Source organism: Ruegeria sp. C12 (assembly GCF_056537745.1).
Genome location: NZ_JBQFSA010000004.1, coordinates 306,790 through 325,424, shown reverse-complemented (window position 1 = coordinate 325,424; position 18,635 = coordinate 306,790). Strand labels below are relative to the sequence as shown.

20 protein-coding genes are annotated in these 18,635 nt (G+C 59.4%); 12 read left to right on the top strand and 8 right to left on the bottom strand.

Features of this window, described 5'->3' with window-relative positions; translation table 11 throughout:
- The first annotated feature begins 223 nt into the window (after positions 1 to 223).
- The 3 genes from ACR0C9_RS10860 (at position 224) to ACR0C9_RS10850 (ending at position 4,026) form a co-directional block, all read left to right on the top strand.
- The gene (locus ACR0C9_RS10860) at positions 224 to 1,378 is read left to right on the top strand and encodes a phosphoserine transaminase (protein WP_480780993.1); all 1,155 of its coding nucleotides are present in this window, start codon (positions 224 to 226) and stop codon (positions 1,376 to 1,378) included.
- 96 nt (positions 1,379 to 1,474) lie between these two features.
- Entirely contained in the window at positions 1,475 to 3,070 is a 1,596-nt protein-coding gene (gene serA, locus ACR0C9_RS10855; protein WP_480627093.1) for a phosphoglycerate dehydrogenase, read from the top strand.
- Between the two features lie 221 nt (positions 3,071 to 3,291).
- Positions 3,292 to 4,026 carry a metallophosphoesterase family protein gene (locus ACR0C9_RS10850; protein WP_480780992.1) on the top strand — a complete coding sequence of 245 codons (735 nt, stop codon included), beginning with the start codon at positions 3,292 to 3,294 and terminating at the stop codon, positions 4,024 to 4,026.
- Here ACR0C9_RS10850 and ACR0C9_RS10845 read toward each other — a convergent pair.
- The gene (locus ACR0C9_RS10845; protein ID WP_480780991.1) at positions 4,016 to 5,533 is read right to left on the bottom strand and encodes a malonate--CoA ligase; all 1,518 of its coding nucleotides are present in this window, start codon (positions 5,531 to 5,533) and stop codon (positions 4,016 to 4,018) included. The genes ACR0C9_RS10850 and ACR0C9_RS10845 overlap by 11 nt on opposite strands.
- Positions 5,534 to 5,690: 157 nt before the next feature.
- On the opposite strand from ACR0C9_RS10845, the gene serB reads away from it, so the two are divergent.
- Positions 5,691 to 6,566: a phosphoserine phosphatase SerB gene (gene serB, locus ACR0C9_RS10840; protein ID WP_480780990.1), complete on the top strand. Its 876-nt coding sequence runs from the start codon at positions 5,691 to 5,693 to the stop codon at positions 6,564 to 6,566.
- 6 nt (positions 6,567 to 6,572) lie between these two features.
- On the opposite strand, the gene ACR0C9_RS10835 is transcribed toward serB, so the two are convergent.
- Both ACR0C9_RS10835 and ACR0C9_RS10830 read right to left on the bottom strand, forming a co-directional pair.
- A complete protein-coding gene (locus tag ACR0C9_RS10835; RefSeq protein WP_480780989.1) occupies positions 6,573 to 8,828 on the bottom strand; it encodes a caspase family protein in 2,256 nt (751 codons plus the stop codon).
- A gap of 95 nt (positions 8,829 to 8,923) precedes the next feature.
- Complete coding sequence (locus ACR0C9_RS10830; protein WP_480780988.1) at positions 8,924 to 9,298, bottom strand: hypothetical protein; 375 nt, start codon at positions 9,296 to 9,298, stop codon at positions 8,924 to 8,926.
- A gap of 185 nt (positions 9,299 to 9,483) precedes the next feature.
- On the opposite strand from ACR0C9_RS10830, the gene ACR0C9_RS10825 reads away from it, so the two are divergent.
- The 3 genes from ACR0C9_RS10825 to ACR0C9_RS10815 are packed head-to-tail and all read left to right on the top strand — an operon-like array spanning position 9,484 to position 10,572.
- The gene (locus ACR0C9_RS10825) at positions 9,484 to 9,813 is read left to right on the top strand and encodes a metalloregulator ArsR/SmtB family transcription factor (RefSeq protein ID WP_170624675.1); all 330 of its coding nucleotides are present in this window, start codon (positions 9,484 to 9,486) and stop codon (positions 9,811 to 9,813) included.
- A complete protein-coding gene (locus ACR0C9_RS10820) occupies positions 9,801 to 10,229 on the top strand; it encodes an SRPBCC family protein (RefSeq protein ID WP_480780987.1) in 429 nt (142 codons plus the stop codon). The genes ACR0C9_RS10825 and ACR0C9_RS10820 overlap by 13 nt, the downstream gene beginning before the upstream one ends.
- Positions 10,230 to 10,251: 22 nt before the next feature.
- Positions 10,252 to 10,572, top strand: coding sequence for a YciI family protein (locus tag ACR0C9_RS10815; protein ID WP_170624673.1), 321 nt, complete (start codon positions 10,252 to 10,254; stop codon positions 10,570 to 10,572).
- Between the two features lie 5 nt (positions 10,573 to 10,577).
- Here ACR0C9_RS10815 and ACR0C9_RS10810 read toward each other — a convergent pair whose 3' ends face one another.
- Positions 10,578 to 11,576, bottom strand: coding sequence for an asparaginase (locus tag ACR0C9_RS10810; RefSeq protein ID WP_480780986.1), 999 nt, complete (start codon positions 11,574 to 11,576; stop codon positions 10,578 to 10,580).
- 181 nt (positions 11,577 to 11,757) lie between these two features.
- Between ACR0C9_RS10810 and ACR0C9_RS10805 the strand changes: the two genes are divergently transcribed.
- The 4 genes from ACR0C9_RS10805 (at position 11,758) to ACR0C9_RS10790 (ending at position 14,837) form a co-directional block, all read left to right on the top strand.
- Entirely contained in the window at positions 11,758 to 12,291 is a 534-nt protein-coding gene (locus ACR0C9_RS10805; RefSeq protein ID WP_170455351.1) for an invasion associated locus B family protein, read from the top strand.
- Between the two features lie 166 nt (positions 12,292 to 12,457).
- Positions 12,458 to 12,625, top strand: coding sequence for a hypothetical protein (locus ACR0C9_RS10800; RefSeq protein ID WP_170455349.1), 168 nt, complete (start codon positions 12,458 to 12,460; stop codon positions 12,623 to 12,625).
- A gap of 174 nt (positions 12,626 to 12,799) precedes the next feature.
- Complete coding sequence (rlmN, locus tag ACR0C9_RS10795; RefSeq protein WP_170624667.1) at positions 12,800 to 13,987, top strand: dual-specificity RNA methyltransferase RlmN; 1,188 nt, start codon at positions 12,800 to 12,802, stop codon at positions 13,985 to 13,987.
- Positions 13,988 to 14,282: 295 nt separating this feature from the next.
- Positions 14,283 to 14,837, top strand: a complete 555-nt coding sequence (locus ACR0C9_RS10790) for a cytochrome P460 family protein (RefSeq protein WP_480780985.1) — start codon at positions 14,283 to 14,285, stop codon at positions 14,835 to 14,837.
- A 42-nt stretch (positions 14,838 to 14,879) separates the two neighbouring features.
- Here ACR0C9_RS10790 and ACR0C9_RS10785 read toward each other — a convergent pair whose 3' ends face one another.
- Both ACR0C9_RS10785 and ACR0C9_RS10780 read right to left on the bottom strand, forming a co-directional pair.
- Complete coding sequence (locus ACR0C9_RS10785) at positions 14,880 to 15,218, bottom strand: hypothetical protein (protein ID WP_170455343.1); 339 nt, start codon at positions 15,216 to 15,218, stop codon at positions 14,880 to 14,882.
- A complete protein-coding gene (locus ACR0C9_RS10780; protein WP_480780984.1) occupies positions 15,215 to 16,135 on the bottom strand; it encodes a DnaJ C-terminal domain-containing protein in 921 nt (306 codons plus the stop codon). The genes ACR0C9_RS10785 and ACR0C9_RS10780 overlap by 4 nt, the downstream gene beginning before the upstream one ends.
- Before the next feature lie 156 nt (positions 16,136 to 16,291).
- Between ACR0C9_RS10780 and ACR0C9_RS10775 the strand changes: the two genes are divergently transcribed.
- Complete coding sequence (locus ACR0C9_RS10775; RefSeq protein ID WP_170624665.1) at positions 16,292 to 16,675, top strand: phage holin family protein; 384 nt, start codon at positions 16,292 to 16,294, stop codon at positions 16,673 to 16,675.
- On the opposite strand, the gene ACR0C9_RS10770 is transcribed toward ACR0C9_RS10775, so the two are convergent.
- Entirely contained in the window at positions 16,676 to 17,773 is a 1,098-nt protein-coding gene (locus tag ACR0C9_RS10770) for a cystathionine gamma-lyase (RefSeq protein ID WP_480780983.1), read from the bottom strand.
- Positions 17,774 to 17,776: 3 nt separating this feature from the next.
- On the bottom strand, positions 17,777 to 18,619 hold the full coding sequence (locus tag ACR0C9_RS10765) for an LOG family protein (RefSeq protein ID WP_170634163.1): 843 nt from the start codon (positions 18,617 to 18,619) through the stop codon (positions 17,777 to 17,779).
- Between the last annotated feature and the right edge of the window lie 16 nt (positions 18,620 to 18,635).

Sequence of the window (18,635 nt, the reverse complement as noted above, 5' to 3'; positions counted from 1 at the left end):
CGCGCAACACGTTCGTGCTCATCGACCGGAGGAACAAAGCGAGTTTCGCTTGTGTCAATTTTGTGCCAATCGGAAACACACGTTCCTGCTCCGTTCGGTTTTTTTGTGTCGTTAACCGACTCTGAAGCGTCTTTTCTGCTTGCTGTTTTTTTTGGGGATGCATAGGGCTGTCCGTGGGACACCCCTCCCCAACGAGGGGCGTGTATCTGGAAGGGTAATACAGATGACGAATGAACAACCGGCGACGCGGCCGGCGAATCCGCGTTTTTCCTCGGGCCCCTGCGCCAAACCCCCCACATTTGATCTGACCAAACTGGCCGATGCCGCGCTGGGTCGCTCGCACCGTGCCGCTGTTGGCAAGGACAAGCTGAAAGCGGCCATCGAAGGCACGCGTGAAATTCTGGGCATTCCGGCGGATTACAAGATTGGCATCGTTCCCGCCTCGGACACCGGCGCGGTCGAGATGGCGCTGTGGTCGCTGCTGGGCGAACGCAAGGTCGAGATGCTGGCGTGGGAAAGCTTTGGTGCCGGTTGGGTTACGGATGTGGTCAAGCAGCTGAAGATCGACGCCGAAGTGAAAACGGCTGAGTACGGGGAGATCGTTGATCTCGCCTCGGTCGATTTCGCCAATGATGTGGTGTTCACGTGGAACGGCACAACTTCGGGCGTGCGGGTGCCGAATGGCGACTGGATTGCCGATGACCGTCAAGGTCTGACGATCTGCGATGCGACCTCGGCGGCCTTTGCGATGGACCTGCCCTGGGACAAGCTGGATGTGACCACCTTCAGCTGGCAGAAAGTGCTGGGTGGCGAGGCGGCCCACGGGATGTTGATCCTCAGCCCCCGCGCGGTGGAACGGCTGGAAAGCTATACGCCTGCATGGCCACTGCCCAAGATTTTCCGCCTGACCAAGGGCGGCAAGCTGATCGAGGGTATCTTCACTGGTGCCACGATCAACACGCCATCGATGCTGGCGGTTGAGGATTACCTGTTCGCGCTGGACTGGGCGCGCTCGGTTGGGGGTCTGCAAGGGCTGATCGCCCGGGCCGATGCCAATGCCGGTGCGGTCCATGCGTTCTGTGACCAGAACGACTGGATCGCCAATCTGGCCGAGGATGCGGCGACGCAATCCAACACCTCGGTCTGCTTGAAGTTCACGGATACCCGCATTCAGGACGGTGCCACCTTCGCCAAGGCCGTGGCCAAACGGCTGGAGGCCGAGAATATCGCGCTGGACATCGGTGCCTATCGCGACGCGCCTGCGGGTCTGCGCATCTGGTGCGGCGGTACGGTGGAAACCTCGGATATCGAGGCGATGCTGCCGTGGCTGGCCTGGGCCTTCGAGGCCGAGATCGCGGCGCAAGCAGAAGCTGCCTGACGTCCCCGTGCCGGGCTGAAGCCCGGCCTACGCAGAACTGAAATGTAGGGCGGGCTTCAGCCCGCCATCCCAAGACTTCTTCAAAGGACCAGAGATATGGCCCCCAAAGTACTCGTATCCGACAAGCTCAGCGAAACCGCCGTGCAGATTTTCCGCGACCGCGGCATCGATGTGGATTTCATGCCCGATCTGGGCAAGGACAAAGACAAGCTGGCCGAGGTGATCGGTCAGTATGACGGCCTCGCCATCCGCTCGGCCACCAAGGTCACGCCGACCATTCTGGAAAAGGCCGACAAGCTGAAAGTCATCGGCCGCGCCGGGATCGGCACCGACAATATCGATAAGGACGCGGCCTCGAAAAAAGGCGTGATCGTGATGAACACGCCCTTTGGCAACATGATCACCACCGCCGAACATGCGATTGCGATGATGTTCGCCGTGGCGCGCCAGATCCCCGAGGCCAGCACCTCGACCCATGCGGGCAAGTGGGAAAAGTCCAAGTTCATGGGGATCGAGCTGACCAACAAGACCCTTGGCGTCATCGGTGCGGGGAACATCGGCGGCATCGTCTGCGAACGCGCGCTGGGTTTGAAGATGAAGGTTGTCGCCTATGATCCCTATCTGGGCGAAGAGAAAGCCGCCAAGATGGGCGTGGAAAAGGTCGAGCTGGACGATCTGCTGGCCCGCGCCGATTTCATCACTCTGCACGTGCCGCTGACCGACCAGACCCGCAACATCCTGAGCCGCGAGAACCTGGCCAAAACCAAGAAGGGCGTGCGCATCATCAACTGTGCCCGTGGCGGCCTTGTGGATGAAGAGGCGCTGGCCGAGGCGCTGCAATCCGGTCAGGTCGCAGGCGCGGCCTTTGACGTGTTCAGCGAGGAACCGGCCAAGGAAAACGCCCTGTTCAACCTGCCCAACGTGGTCTGCACGCCGCATCTGGGCGCGGCCACGACCGAAGCGCAGGAAAACGTGGCGCTGCAGGTGGCCGAGCAGATCTCGAACTATTTGCTGACCGGTGCCGTGGAAAACGCCCTGAACATGCCTAGCGTGACGGCGGAAGAAGCCAAGGTGATGGGCCCGTGGATCAAGCTGGCAGGTCATCTGGGTAGCTTTATCGGCCAGATGACGGATGAGCCGATCAAAGCGATCAACATCCTCTATGACGGTGTCGCCGCCGGGATGAACCTTGCGGCACTGAACTGCTCGGTCGTGGCGGGGATCATGAAGAAGTTCAACCCCGAGGTGAACATGGTCTCGGCCCCGGTTGTGGCCCGTGAACGTGGTATTCAGATTTCGACTACCAATCAGGACAAATCGGGCGCGTTCGAAGGTTATATCAAAGTGACCGTGGTGACCGAAAAGCGCGAGCGTTCCATCGGGGGCACCGTGTTCAGCGATGGCAAGCCGCGTTTCATCCAGATCAAGGGCATCAATATCGATGCCGAAGTGGGCGCGCATATGCTGTATACCACCAACGAAGATGTTCCGGGCATCATCGGTGCGCTGGGTCAGACCATGGGTGAGAACGATGTCAACATCGCGAACTTTACCCTTGGCCGGTCCGAGGCGGGCGGCGAGGCCATTGCGCTGCTTTACGTCGACGAACCTGTGCCGGCTGAGGCCCGCGCCAAGCTGGCAGAGACGGGTCTGTTCACACAGATCAAGCCGCTGGAGTTCGATGTCGCCTAAAGAAGCGTTTCGGGTTTAACCTGAGACACGAATGCCCTGCCACGCCTGCGGCGTTCTCGGGACATTCGTGTCGAATAGTGGTGCATGTAAAACCCGAAACGCTTTAAGTGTTGAATTTCTGAGACAATTCCTGCCCGCGCCCCCCAAGGCGCGGGTATTTTCTTTTCCCGCCCGAAGATTTGCGCAACAAGCCAGATATTCAATCTGTACGAGGGCACCTGATGCCATCCCCCGTTTACGTAATTGGCGATATTCACGGCCAGCTTGAGATGCTGCAACAGGCGCTTGACCTGATCGAGCGTGATGGCGGGCCGGATGCCCGTGTGGTGTTTCTGGGTGATTATGTGGATCGCGGTCCGGATAGTTGCGCGGTTCTGGACCTTCTGGCCGCAGAACACCGCGCCGGGCGCAACTGGGTGTTTCTGTTGGGCAATCATGACCGGATGTTTGCCCGTTTCTTGCAGGATGGCTCCACAGCCGAGGCCAAGCTGCGCGTCGGGGAACACTGGCTACATCACCGCCTGGGCGGGGCCGAGACTTTGGCGTCCTACGGTGTGGAGTTTACGGAAGAAGACCGCATTTACCGGCTGCTTGAGCGGGTGCACGATGTTGTACCGCAGGCTCATATCGACTTTCTGAACGGCCTTGTGACACATCATCAGGAAGGCGAGGTGTTCTTTGCCCATGCAGGCATTCGGCCCGGCGTCCCCTTGGCGGATCAAACCGAAGAGGATCTGGTCTGGATACGGGGCGAGTTTCTGGACGATCCGCGCCCGCATCCCTGTCTGATCGTGCACGGGCACACACCCGCCCAGCGGGCCGAGCATCGTGGCAACCGGATCAATCTGGATGGCGGAGCGGGGATGGGTCGACCGCTGGTTCCAGCGGTTTTCGAGGGCCGCGACTGCTGGTTGCTGACCGAAAACGGCCGTGTGCCGCTGACCCCTAGCCCTTGACGAACCGATCCCTGAATTGCTCGCGCAGGGCGTTTTTCTGCACCTTGCCCATCGTATTGCGCGGCAGGGCGTCCATCAGGATCAGCTCGCGCGGGTGTTTGAATCGGGCGAGGTCGTTCTGAACCGAGGCCATGATTGCGGTCAGGTCCGGTGACTGGCCGGGCAAGGGCACGATGATGCCCAGAACCGTTTCTCCGAAATCGGGATGCGGCACGCCGATCACGGCGCTTTCCAACACGCCGGCCTGATCGTCCAGCAGCAACTCGATTTCCTTGGGGTAGATGTTGAACCCGCCCGAGATGATCAGGTCTTTGCCGCGCCCGACGATGTGGACATAGCCATCCTCGTCCACGCGACCTAGATCACCGGTGATGAAGAAGCCATCCTCGCGCAGTTCGGCTGCTGTTTTTTCAGGCATCTGCCAGTAGCCGCTGAAGACGTTCGGGCCGCGCACCTCGATCATGCCGATCTCACCCTGCGGCAGGGTCTCGCCGCTGTCCGGATCGGTCACTTTCAACTCGACATCCGGCAGAGGAAACCCGACCGTGCCCGCGCGGCGTTCACCGTCATAGGGGTTCGAGGTGCTCATGTTGGTCTCGGTCATGCCATAGCGTTCAAGGATGCGGTGGCCTGTGCGGGCCTCGAATGTCTCATGGGTTTCGGCCAGCAGGGGGGCTGAGCCCGAGATGAACAGCCGCATATGTCGGGTCAGATCACCGGTGAAGCGCGCGTCGCCCAGCAGGCGCGTGTAGAAGGTGGGCACGCCCATCATCGATGTCACCTGTGGCATCAGGCGCAGCATGTCGTCCAGATCAAACTTCGGCAGAAAGATCATCGACCCGCCCGAGGCGAGGATCACATTCGTTGCCACAAACAGCCCGTGCGTGTGAAAGATCGGCAGCGCGTGCAACAGCACATCTTCGCGCGTGAACCGCCACTCCCGCACCAGCGTATCGGCGTTTGATAGCAGGTTCGCCTGTGTCAGCATCGCCCCCTTTGAGCGTCCGGTGGTGCCAGAGGTGTATAGGAATGCGGCCAGATCATCCTCGGTCCGGTGAACCGGTTCGAAGGCCGGTAACATGCCCAAAGCCCGACGCATCAGACTGCCCGAGCCATCGGCGTTCAGCGTTTCCAGCCGGGCGTTCTGAGCCTGTGCAATTGGGGTCAGTTCCGCCTCACTGGCCGCATCGCAGACGACCAAAGCGGCCCCGCTGTTTTCGATGAAATAGGTCAGCTCGGCTGTTTTGTAGGCGGTGTTCAAAGGCAGAAAGATCAGCCCCGCCTGCGCGCAGGCCGCATATAGCGCCAGCATCTCAGGCGATTTCTCGACCTGAACGGCTACGCGATCGCCGGGTTCCAGCCCATACCCTGTCAGCGCGTTGGCGATCCGCGCCGCCATATCCAGAAACGCGGCATGGGTGATTGTGCGCCCGTCGGGCAGATGCAGAAACGCCGTGTCTTTCCCCGCGTGAATCCCAAACAAGCGATCATAAAGCGGGTTGCCCATCCCGTATTCCTTTCCCAGCTGCCTGCGCTGAATCTGTCGTGGAAATGTGGGGTGGTAAAGCCCCGTTTGCGATATATTTTACGGGCGTTTTCCAATCCCGCTCTGGTGCATATGCTGCACCTGCGATATGCGCATGGCAGCTTGCCGGAGATACGATATGTTTGTTGCCACATTGCTTACCAACCCAGCCGCACCGTCGCTGGACCCGGCTCTGGTCGAGTCGCTGCGAAACGCCTGGGGCGGTGCCGAAATTGTCTGGCTGAACCCCGACGAGGCGGCAGAATTTGCCGTGCCGGACATGCCGGACAATCGCTGGGATGTTTGGGCGGACTTGCAGCAGATGGGCGTCGATCTGGTTGTGCAACCGTCCGAGGGGCGACGCAAAAAGATGCTGCTGGCCGATATGGACAGCACCATGATTCAGCAGGAATGCATCGACGAACTGGCTGATGAGGCCGGTGTGGGCGAACGCGTCAAGGACATCACCGCGCGCGCCATGAATGGCGAGTTGGATTTCGAAGGGGCCCTGATCGAACGGGTCGGTCTGCTGAAAGGGCTGGACGAGGCGGTGATCGATCAGGTGCTCAACACCCGGATCACCCTGATGCCCGGCGGGCGCGAACTTGTTTCCACCATGCGGGCAAATGGCGGCTATGCGGCGTTGGTGTCAGGCGGGTTCACCGCCTTCACCGCGCGCGTGGCCGAGTTGTTGGGGTTTGACGAAAACCGCGCCAACACGCTGCTGGCCGAAGACGGACGCCTGACCGGCGATGTCGGACGTCCGATTCTGGGTCGGCAAGCCAAGGTCGAGTCGCTGGAACGGATCACAGCCAAGCTCGGTTTGGCCGAGGCGGATGTGATCGCGGTGGGGGACGGGGCCAATGATCTGGGCATGTTGTACCGCGCCGGAACCGGAGTTGCGCTGCACGCCAAACCCTCGGTCGCGGCGGAATGTGACGTGCGGATCAACCACGGTGATCTGACCGCGCTGCTGTATCTGCAGGGCTACAGGAAGTCCGAGTTTCAGGGCTGATCACCCCTAGAACAGATCGAACCGAACCGGGTTTTTGGCCCAATACACTCTGGCCGCCAGCAGCAAGCGCGCTTTGGGGTCATTTGTCGACGCGTAAGACACGGGAACCCCGAACCGTGCGCTGGCGCTTTCCAGCGCGGCCAGCGTGGCGGGGCCGACCTGACCGTCAACGGCGACATTTTCTCCGACCTCGTTCAGGGCCATTTGCAGGGCCCGGTCCAGATCAGCCTTGGATATCCCGTCCAACTGACCCATCGCCTGCGCGGCGGGTTCTTCATTGGCCAGCAACGCGGCCTTGGCCGCCCGCAGCGCCGCATCGGCAGGGCCACGTCCCGGCACCTGACCATCCAGAATGATGAAGGCCCCGTTGGCCCCACCCCACGCATCACCGCGTTCCAGTGATGTATCGTACCACTGCAACGCCTCGGCGCGGGTTCGTCCCTGCAACTGATCGCGCAGGATCATGCGGGCGATGCTAGCCGGAGCGGTCGGATGCCCGCCGTCAGAGGCGGCACGAAAATAGGCCTCGGCCTTTGCGAAATCGACAGGGTTTCCACCAAGCCCTTCCAGCGAGACATAGGCAAGGTTATCGTAGCCGTAGATATCCTTGCGCAGTTCCGAGGCGCGCAGATAGCGCAGCCCGCGTTCGGGGATGTAGTGGTCCGAGTTCTCACGCAGAAAGTACAGCCCAAGCTCGTTCATCGAGAAGGTGTGGCCAAGCTCAACCGAACGTTCCAACAGTTCGAACCCGCGCTTTTTCTCTTCTGACGTTTCGCCGTTACGCAACAGCTGCTTGCCGAGAGTGTGCATGGCGTATGGATCGCGCTGCGCCGCTCCTTCTTCCAGAAGTGCGCGCGCTTTTTCCGTGTCATAAGGTGTTTTGGTAACTTCACGATCAATTTGTTGGGTTTGTAACAAGATGGCCAGCGCATATTTGGCGCGGATGTGGCCCCCGGCTTCGGCCGCCGAGATGCTTTCATAAGCAGCGGGCACGTCACCAGCGGCTTGCTGGAGACGCCCCAGTTGATAGAGAAATCGCGGATTTCCGGGATTGTCCTGAACAGCCTGAGTGCAAGCCGCCAGCCCTTTTGCCATGTCCAATTCGTTCGGCAGGCGGAAGACGCCGACGCCATTGATGTCCAGCGCATCTCCGGCCTCTAGGTCGCAGGCGTTCATTTCCAGGTCCAGAGACACGTCGACCGTTTGCCGTATTTGGTCTTGCGTCAGAATCTGAACCGAAAACGTATCGTTGAAGGCCACATTGCCGACCTCAACAGCGCGCGCGTCCGAGATCTCTGGCGCGTATTCGACCGCGCTGGCCGCAGATTGATCGTTGAGGCTGACGGCCCCCCGGGTCGGGTTTTCAATCACCTGCAGGTCGACAATTTCGGTTCCCAATGCCTGTTCCAGGCTTCGCAACAATGGGATCGACTTGTCGAACTGATAGCTGAGTTGCACCGCTTGTGGACCAACTTCTTCTAATTCTAAGGGCGCTGGTACCGGTTCAGTGGATTGTTGTGCCAGATAGAACGGGCGCACCAGTGTTGAGCTTTCCCATGGGATTTGCTGGCCTGCTGTTTTGGAGTGAACACGTTCGCGAATAACCGGGAAAAGCTGTTGAATATTTTCGAAGGGCGAAGTTGTCGCCGTTTCCAGAACCGCAGCAGTATAGGGGCTGTTCTGGCCTTGCTCACCGTCACTCGCCACCGCACCGGGTGACGTGGAGTACGCTACCAGAGAATTCAGCGGCGTCTTGAACACATCAAACCCTTCGCGGGTTTCGAACAGGTTTGCATCCAGATCTGCGGCGAGCCGGAGGTCCTGAAACGGGTTGTCGCGGCACGAATCCAATATGGCGACATGGGCTGCGCTGCGCGCCGACAGGGTATCGATCACACGATCCAACGTCATGGTTGCCAGCGGGACGTCATAAATGCTTTCGAATTTGGCATCGACCGGCAGCAGATAATTCCTGCGACCGATCTGAATGCCATGACCCGCGTAATAAAACAGCACATCGGCTGAGGGCGGGATGTTTAACACGGCCGTTCGAATAAGCTCTTCGAATTCGCGCTTGCTCAGGTCGTAGCCATCATAGACCCGAAAGTCGAAGCCCCGAAGCATGTCGGCGATATCTTCGGCATCCTTTCGGGCATTGGTCAGGTCACCGACGCTCAGATAATCCTGATTTCCGATCACAATGGCGATGCGATTAGCCGATGACGAAGACTGACCAGAAGTGGCGGCGACCTGTGCGTCCAAAGCTTGCGCGCCAAGCAGCGCGAACGTTGAACAAGCTAGCAAGCGACAGAGTCGTTGCTTCAGCGCTTGCTGTGACATCACTTGAACCTTTCAGATTAGTCCCAGCTTGTGCCGCCACCGCTACCGCCGGCGCCACTACCGCCACCCGATGAACCGCCGGAGCTGCCACCGGAAGATCCGCCCGAACTGCCACCCGATGAACCTCCCGAACTGCCGCCCGACGAACCGCCGGAACCGCCACCGGAACCACCGCCGCTTGAACCGCCTTCGCCGCCGCGTTCTTCACCGGCCAAGGATGTTGAAGACGTGCCAGAGCTTCCCGACGACGTCGCCGAAGCCGGCGTTGCCGCGACGGCCGATTGCGTCGCCTCGCCTGAAGTATCAACCGGCTCTTCCTGAGACCAGAGTGTCCCACATCCGGAAAGGGCGACTGTCAGAACAGCAAATGCTGAAACGGTCGTACGGCGCATTTCAAAACTCCTTAACAACTTACATAAAACACGAAACTCGCATATTTGATTATAGTTCGCAGACATTATGTCTGTCTATCAGTGAATTGTGACGGTTTTTGAAACACTTAAGGTGCAGAACGTGACCGAGTTCACACAGCCGCTTCGGGCTTTCTTTAATTTAACTTTTGTGTTAAATAGTGATCATGAACACGCTTCTCACCACCTTCTCCGCCCTGTCCGACGCGACCCGTTTCGCGATTGTTGAGCAATTGATGGAGGCCGGAGAGATGCCCGCAGGCGAGTTGACCAAGGGCAAGGGCATGTCCGGTGCCGCGATCTCGCGCCATTTGAAAGTGCTGCGCGCGGCGGGGCTGGTACAGCAGCGGGTGCAGGGCACACAGCGCATGTATTCGATCCGCCCCGAGGGGCTGCGCGCCATTGCCGACTGGACGATCTCGAAGCGTCAGTTCTGGGAAAGCAGTCTGGATCGCTTGGGCGACATACTGGAAAGGGAAAACTCATGGCCGACCTGAAGCTCGAGCGGGAGTTTCCCGTTGATCCTGAAACGCTGTTTGCATGGGTCACCAACGGCGCGAAGCTGTTGCAATGGTGGGGCCCCGAGGGGATGCATGTGCCCCAGCACAATCTGGATTTCTCGCGCACGGGTCCATGGTTTTCGGTGATGGAGAATAGCGAGGGCCAGCAATACAAGGTCTCGGGCCATGTCACCCATGTCGATCCGCCCAAATCTGTTGGGTTCACCTGGGCCTGGCATGACGATCAGGATCAGCGCGGCGCGGAAAGTCATGTGACCTTTGCCGTCACGGCAACCGAAACCGGTTCGCGCCTTGTGGTGGATCACCGGGAACTGCTCGATGCGGAAGCTGCCGAGAACCACAACATGGGCTGGACATCTTCACTGCGCAAACTCGAAGCGCTGTGCACATAGGTTTTCATCAGGGAGGAGCGTTATGCCCCAATATTTGTTTGTCTATCACGGGGGCCACACCCCCACCGACCCCGCCGAGATCGAGGCGACCATGGCCGCCTGGGGCGCGTGGTTTCAGAACATGGGTGAGGCGTTGGAGATCCCCGGAAACCCGGTTGGCCAATCCTACACCGTCAGCAGCAGCGGGGTTGTCGACAATGGCGGCGTAAACCCGGCCTCGGGCTTTACGGTGATCAAGGCCGACAGCATGGACGCCGCGACTGAATTGGCCAAGGGCTGCCCGATGGTTGTCAACGGTTCCGGCTCGGTCGAGGTGGCCGAGGTCCACGAGATTGAGATGTAGCGGGCTTAGCCCGGAAAACCCGGCGCGGGTCGGATCACGCCGCATTCCAGCCCACGGCGGCTGTATTGTGTGGCGTTCATGAATTTTCTGGTGGCCGGGTGGTCGGCCTCCAGCACGCCAAGGCTGACCAATAAGGCGGCAATGGCGCATTCGCTGGCGCGGGTGGTTCCGTCGGTGATTTTCAGCGCCACACCCATGCGTTTTTCCGGCAGGATGGCCACGAATACGGCTTCGGCCCCGGTTTTGATCGCCGCACGCCCCTCCATGGCGCGCATCAGTTCCGTACAGGCGCGGGTTTCGCCCGCGACCAGTTCGGGATGTTTGATCATCGCGGCGGTCAACTGCTGCGCCGCATCGCTGGATCGGTCGGACCGGTCCGCGGCCGAGGCGAACCACGCCATTGACCGCGCCAGCCCCACCAATGAGGTCGCGAAGTTCGGGGCCGAGCATCCGTCGATCCCATAACCGGGGCTGGTTTCGCCGGTTGTCTCCTCAATTGCTGACAGGCAGGCTTGCTGCACCGGGTGGTCGATCTCAAGATACTCCGGCCCGGCCCCCATATGCTGACCAAGGGTCAGAAACCCGCAATGCTTACCTGAGCAATTGTTGTGAATCTGGCAGGGCGTATCGTCGGCCAAAATCAGCCGGTCGCGCGCGGCCTTATCCGCCGGTTCCTGCGGGCCGCAGCGTAGATCGGGTTCTGCCAGACCCAAATGATCCAGCCACTCCGCTACACGTTCAGTGTGGATCGCAGCGCCATTATGCGAAGCACAAGCCAGCGCCAGATGCTCTGAGTTCAATCCGTACTTCGCTGCAGCGCCCGACGTAATCAAGGGAAGTGCCTGAATCATCTTGGCCGAGGATCGCGGATAGATCACCGCATTTGGATCGCCCCAGCTTTGCACGATCTGCCCGGTGCCATCGCAGACCACCGCATGACCCAGATGCAGACTTTCCAGCAGGGGACCACGCCACAGTTCTGTCATCGGTATGGGCTGAGTCATCTTGACCTCCGGATTTATGCGCAAAATTCTGCCAATCGCCCTTTCGCCTGTGGCGAAACCTGCGTTAGTGTGTGTATGTCGGCAATCATCGGGATGCGCAACTTTTCCAAGACGAACCGGCAGGGTTCGCGACGCATTCTGATGGGTATGAGGTAGAAGGTCGAGCTAGGAGGCTGGACAAATGGGATCAATGCTCGTCCGCGTGATCGCGGGCCTGTGCGTGGCGGGGATGGCCACGACTGCAATCGCTCAACAGGCGACAAGCACAAATCGCGTAGCGGCAAAAACGGATTGGAGCGTTTTTGTCGAGGATGATCCCACCGAATGTTGGAGCGTTTCCGCCCCCAAGGAAACGGTGAATACCCGTGGCGGGCGTGTGGTTTCGGTCCGTCGCAGCGACATCCTGCTATTCGTGTTCTATCGCCCCAATGCCGAGGTCAAAGGTCAGGTGACCTTTACCGGTGGCTATCCGTTTGCGGCAGGGTCGACCGTGAACCTGAACGTAGATGGCAGCGAGTTCGAATTGTTCACCGAAGGCGAATGGGCCTGGCCTGCAACAGCGGCGGATGATGCCAAGATCGTCACCGCCATGAAGCGCGGAACCGAGGCGGTTTTGACCGCACGGTCGGAGCGGGGAACGCAGACCAAGGACACATTTTCATTGCTGGGCTTTACTGCAGCGATCGAAGACGCCGAAAAGCGCTGCACCAACTGACCCATTCTAAATTCAGATATAGGTAACCCCGTCTTTCGGCGGGGTTTCTTTTTGGCTCAAAAAACGACCGCTTTACGTAACGTACATATTCGAATTTGATCCGTATCAAAGCAGGTTGCCCCGTTTTCTGAACTAATCGGTTCAGAGGAAGAAAAGGAGCTTTCGAATGCTGAACAAGTCCATTGTCGCCCTTATGATCGCCGCCGCTGCGGTGCTGAGCGCATGTGAGAAATCAAGCGACACCTATCCGGTGTCCGGCGAGCAATGTGGACCGGAAGATCCGGTAAAAACCCTGGATGCAGCGGATTGTAACATCTTGCCTGCAAGCTTCTGACCGGCTCATCGGTATCGGAAAACGAAATCGGCCGCATCGCTCATCCCGGTGCGGCCGAACTGTATCTGGGCGCGTCAAAAAAAGCAGGAGACCGGGATTGACGATTCCTTTTGATCTTTGCGCGCGATCCTATATAGAGGCGCATCCCAAGCCAGAATCCGTTGAGACAGCCACATGTCGCCCAAAGCGCCGATCACTCAAGACGTCATGACCATCCCCCGTAAACTGCCCGAGGGGAAGGTGAACCTTGTCGGTCTGACCCGCGACCAGCTGCGCGAGGTGCTGATCGAACATGGTACACCCGAAAAGCAGGCCAAGATGCGCACCGGGCAGATCTGGCAGTGGATCTATCAATGGGGCGTGCGCGATTTTGGTGAAATGACCAATCTGGCCAAAGCCTATCGCGCGCAATTGGCCGAGCATTTCGTGATAGAAATCCCCGAGGTCGTGACCCGTCAGGTGTCCGAGGACGGCACACGCAAATATCTGTGCCGCATCGCGGGCGGGCATGAGGTCGAGGTGGTTTATATCCCCGAGGATGATCGCGGCACGCTGTGTATCTCGTCTCAGGTCGGGTGCACGCTGACCTGTTCCTTTTGCCATACCGGCACGCAGAAACTGGTGCGCAATCTGACGGCGGCGGAAATTGTCGGTCAGGTGATGATGGCCCGCGACGATCTTGAGGAATGGCCCACCCCCGGCGCGCCCAAGGACGAAACGCGCCTGCTGTCGAACATCGTTCTGATGGGCATGGGTGAACCGCTATATAATTTTGAAAATGTCCGTGATGCGATGAAGATCGCCATGGACCCCGAAGGCATTTCCCTGTCGCGCCGCCGGATCACCCTGTCGACAAGCGGAGTGGTGCCTGAAATCGCACGCACGGCCGAGGAAATCGGTTGCCTTCTGGCGATTTCGTTCCATGCAACCACCGATGAGACCCGCGACGTGCTGGTGCCGATCAACAAGCGCTGGAACATCGAGGAATTGCTGCAGGCGCTGGCCAGCTATCCGAATGCCTCGAACTCGGAACGGATCACGTTCGAATATGTGATGCTGGATGGCGTGAATGACAGTGACGAGGATGCGCACCGTCTGATCGACCATATCAAGCGGCACAAGATTCCGGCCAAGATCAACCTGATCCCGTTCAACGAATGGCCCGGCGCGCCCTACAAGCGCAGCTCGAACAACCGTATCCGGGCCTTTGCGAACATCATCTATCAGGCCGGATATGCCTCACCGATCCGCAAGACGCGGGGCGAGGATATCATGGCGGCCTGCGGTCAGTTGAAATCGGCCACAGAACGCGCCCGCAAGTCGCGCAAACAGATCGAGGCCGAGGCTGGGTTGAACAGCTAAGGCATCTGCTCAGCCGACGGTTGAAGATGAAATCTTAACATTTCGGCTTCTGTTTTTTGCATGCAAAATTTGTTATGTTTGTCCTGCCCGGGTTTCGGATTTGGGGCTCACCTTTGTGCACGAAACGGTGAGGTGGACGGACCGGTTCTGGCAGGATGATTGATGTTCGCTATGTGGATTAATGTAAGTCCCGATGCGCAAGCGAACTGTTTTTCAGGTAGGCCTAGTTATGAATACAGTTTTCAGCAATAGATTTCAGACCGTTCTTATTATTTCGGCTTCGCTTCTGATTTTTGTGGGCCAGACGCAGGCCGACGAACAGGATGCCCATATCGCAATCGAAAACCCCGCCGAGTTGAGCAAGGACGAGGCCAACGCTGTCTACAAGTCCTTGGCGAAGCGGATGGCGCGTGGCTATGCGGCGGCACAGCTGGATCTGCTGCGCAATTACCAAAGCTGGCCGCTGTTTAACGATGCGCCCTATATCTCGGCCACCCATGGGCAGCGGTTCGTGAACAGCTATGCCAACAGGATGGCGCATAATTACGGGACCTTGCAGGAAGGCGAGGTTCTGCCGGTGGGGTCCGTGCTGGCCAAGGACAGCATGACCGTCACGGATGAGGGGAAGATCTTTCCCGGTGCGATGTTCGTGATGGAAAAACTGGCCGCTGGTACAGATCCCGACATGGCGGATTGGCGCTATATCATGGTTCTGCCGGATGGCTCTTTGTTTGGCGACACGATGGGATTCCGCGCCAATGCAGTGGCCTATTGCCATGATTGTCACGAGCAGGTCGCCGAGCGCGATTACACCTTTTATGTGCCCGAAGAGTATCAGACCGGCGAATAGCAATCGCATCGCCTGTTGACGGTGCGACGGCGGGTCCGCCCGTTAGCCGCGTCGGAACCGAGCCGTTCCGATAACCTCGATCAATTGCTGGCGGACGGGTTCGGGTTGTGCTCGAACCGCGTTCAGCACCTCGCGCAGTTCCGCGCGCAAACCGTGCATCTGGTCGATCAGAGAGATCATCACCGACAGCGCGTCCGCTTCCATATCGTATTGCTCGTGCAGCTCGCAGGCCAGTTCCAGCCGGGCGACGTCGATGCTGTGATAGACCAGCCCCTGATCCGATTGTTCGGGGATCACGATTTCGGCCGCCAGATACTCGGTCAGACGGTCCGATGTCAGGCGCGAGATGGTCTCGATCAGTTCCTTTTCGGTCAGGGTCATGACGGCATTCCTTTCCGCGGATCATAGCGGTGCGTGTCGCGCCAGGTCTCCATGAATGTCTTCAATTCTTCATCAATCGTACCGGGCATTGCGATGGTCAGTTCGATCAGCTGATCACCTCGGTCAGATGAGCCGCGTTTCTTCACCCCTTTGCCGCGCAGCCGCAGGGTTTTGCCGCTGCTCGTGCCTGCGGGCACATTGACGTTCACGCCACCATCTATGGTGGGGGCCGGGATTTTGCCGCCCAGAATGGCCTCATCAATAGTGATCGGCAACGTTATGTGGATGTCGTCACCCTGACGGTCAAACACCGGATGTTTGGCGACCGAGACCGTCACCAAAGCATCGCCCGGCGGCCCTTCACCATAGCCCGGAGCGCCCTTACTCCGCAGGCGGATCGTTTGGCCGTCGGTGATACCGGTGGGGATCTTGACCTCGATCCGGTCCCCATCCGGTAGGGTCAGCTTTTGGCTGGCACCAAAGACGGCATCCAGAAATCCGATCTCGAGCGTATAATTCAGATTGTGCCCCGGCGCGTGAAATTCCTGCGTGCGTTGGCCACCGAAACCGCCGCGTCCCCGCATGAATTCGGCGAAGATGTCGGACATGTCGTCCGGATCCGCCTGACGCCCGCGATAGGGGTTGCCCGCTGCTTCGGCGTAGTCCCGGTAGTATTGCTGCTGCGGCCGTTCCTGACCCGAAGCGTCAATTTCGCCGTTGTCATAGCGTGCGCGCGTTTCGGGGTCTTTCAGCAGGTCATAGGCTGCGGCGGCGGCTTTGAATTTGGCCTCGGCCTCTGCGTCGCCGGGTTTCAGGTCCGGGTGGCATTCCTTGGCGATGCGCCGATAGGCTTTCTTGATCTCGGCGGCAGTTGCGTCCTTTGCTACACCAAGGACGGAATAGGGATCGTCGCTCATCTCACCTCTCTCACAGTTCGGTCAGAACAGGGTGGTTGCGTTTTATCATGCGATTTCAAGGGCCCAAAAGGAAGAGACGATTGAATTGCTTCTTAATTTCCTGCAAACCTGTTAACATCTGCATGTTTTTAAATGTCGCTTGACGGAGGCCACCCCATGTCGCGCAGAATCAAATCCGCTCTGGCCCTGCTGGCCGGGAATGCTCTTGGGTTGTTGTTGGCTGTGCTGCTGCTGTCCGGGTTTTCGATCAAGCCGCTGTCGTTCATCGTTGTGGTGATCGTCTTCACCCTGGTTCAGGTGGTGGCCGAGCCGCTGATCCTGAAACTTGGGGAAAAGAAAGCGCCCGCGCTGAAAGGCGGGATCGCGCTGATCGTGACCTTCGTGGGCCTGCTGGTGACCGATTGGATCACGGCTGGGTTGACCATCGGCGGTATCTCGAACCTGCTGGCGGCGACGCTGCTGGTCTGGCTGGGCGCGCTGATCGGCAGTATCGTGCTGCCGATCTATGTGTTCAAAGAACTGCGCGAACCTAAAAAGTAATCACAGCGCGTTCAGGCTGGCCTCGATGGCTTGCCACAGTTCCTCGACCGGTTCGCAGCCAACAGAGAGGCGGATGAACGCCGGATCGACGTCATCGCCCCAGCGGGCGCGGCGTTCGGCCGAGCTGTGAACGCCTCCGAATGAGGTTGCGGGGCGCAGCAAGGGGCAGGTGTTGATGAAGGCTTCGGCCTGCGTTTCGCCGTCCAGCGTCAGGGACAACAGGAACCCGAATCGCGCCGTTTGAGCCTGCGCCAAGGCGTGCGCGGGGTCGTCTGGCAGGCCCGGATAGCGAACTTGTTTCACCTTCGGATGCTCCGCCAACCGCTCCGCCAGCACCTGCGCCGAGTTGCACATGCGGTCAAAGCGCACATCCAGAGTTTCCAACCCGCGATGCAGCAGCCAAGCCTCATGCGGGCCGGGGATTGACCCGGACACCTTCCGCCATTCCTCGACCCGTTCCATGATCTGCGAATTACGGCTGGCCACATGGCCCATCAGCATATCGGAATGCCCGCCCATCGCCTTGGTGTCGGATGACACAACCACGTCGATGCCCAGATCCAACGGGCGCTGGCCCAGCGGTGTCAAGGTTGTGTTGTCGGCGATGGTCACCCCACCGGCGGCGCGCACCTGTTCGGCAACCGATTTCAGGTCGATCATGTCCAGACCGGGGTTCGAGGGGCTTTCGACAAACACCACATCGAACCCAGCAAAACCACCCTCGGCAAAGTCAGTCGTCGCGCGTTCTTCGACCTCAACACCGAGGCGTGAGAGGAACCGATCCGACAGCAGACGCGTGACGTAGTAGCCGTCCGAGGGGATCAACAGCCGCGATCCGGCTTGAACGGTTGCAAACAGCGCCGCCGAAATCGCCGCCATCCCCGACGGAAAGCAAAGGCACGGCGCGTCTTCCAGATGCGACAGAACATGTTCCAGCTGGACCCATGTGGGGTTGTCCACACGGCCATAGGTGGCCAGACCATCTGTCGGCCCCGGCAGGTGATACATGCTGCTTTGGGTCAGCGGCAGGGCCACCGGCTCACCCGCGTTTAGCGCATTGCCGCGCAAATGCAGCATCTCTCCAATCTTGGGGGCCATCTCTTAGCGTCCCGGAATTGCGTCGCGGGGTGGGGCGGGTTCCCAGTTCTCGATGATCTCGACCGCCTCTTGCGCGGTATCGACAAAGCGGAACAGGTCCAGATCTTCGTCCGAGATGGTGCCTGCATCGGCAAGGGCTTCCCAGTTGATCACCTTTTCCCAGAATTCGCGGCCGAACAGCAGGAAAGGCACGCGGTCCATCCGGCCCGTCTGGATCAGGGTCAGCGACTCGAACAGCTCATCCATCGTGCCAAAGCCGCCGGGGAAGATGGTGATGGCGCGGGCGCGCATCAGGAAATGCATCTTGCGGATCGCAAAATAGTGGAAGTTGAAGCTGAGCTCGGGCGTCACATACAGGTTCGGGGCCTGTTCATGCGGCAAGACGATGTTCAACCCGATGGAACAGCCACCTGCATCCTGCGCGCCCCGGTTTCCGGCCTCCATCACGCCGGGGCCACCGCCGGTGACAATCACGTTCTCGCGGCAGCCGGTTTCGTTCGATTTCTCGGTCATCAGCCGGGCAAACTCGCGTGCCTCGTCATAATACTCGGACAGCCCGGCCAGCGTTTCGGTCCGTGCCGTGTGCTTTTGCGACGGTTCCGGAATACGCGCGCCGCCGAACATGACGATGGTCGAGGTGATCTGACGTTCGCTCATGATCATCTCGGGTTTCAGCAGCTCCAGCTGCAGGCGCACCGGGCGTAGTTCGTCCCGGCACAGGAATTCTTCGTCGGCGAAGGCAAGGCGATAGGCGGGTGAGCGCGTCTGCGGCGTATCCGGCACCTCGCTCGCGGTCGAGCGGTCGGTCTGCGCATCGCGGAACGGGCTGTGGCGGTCTTCTCTCATCGTTGATCGATCCCTG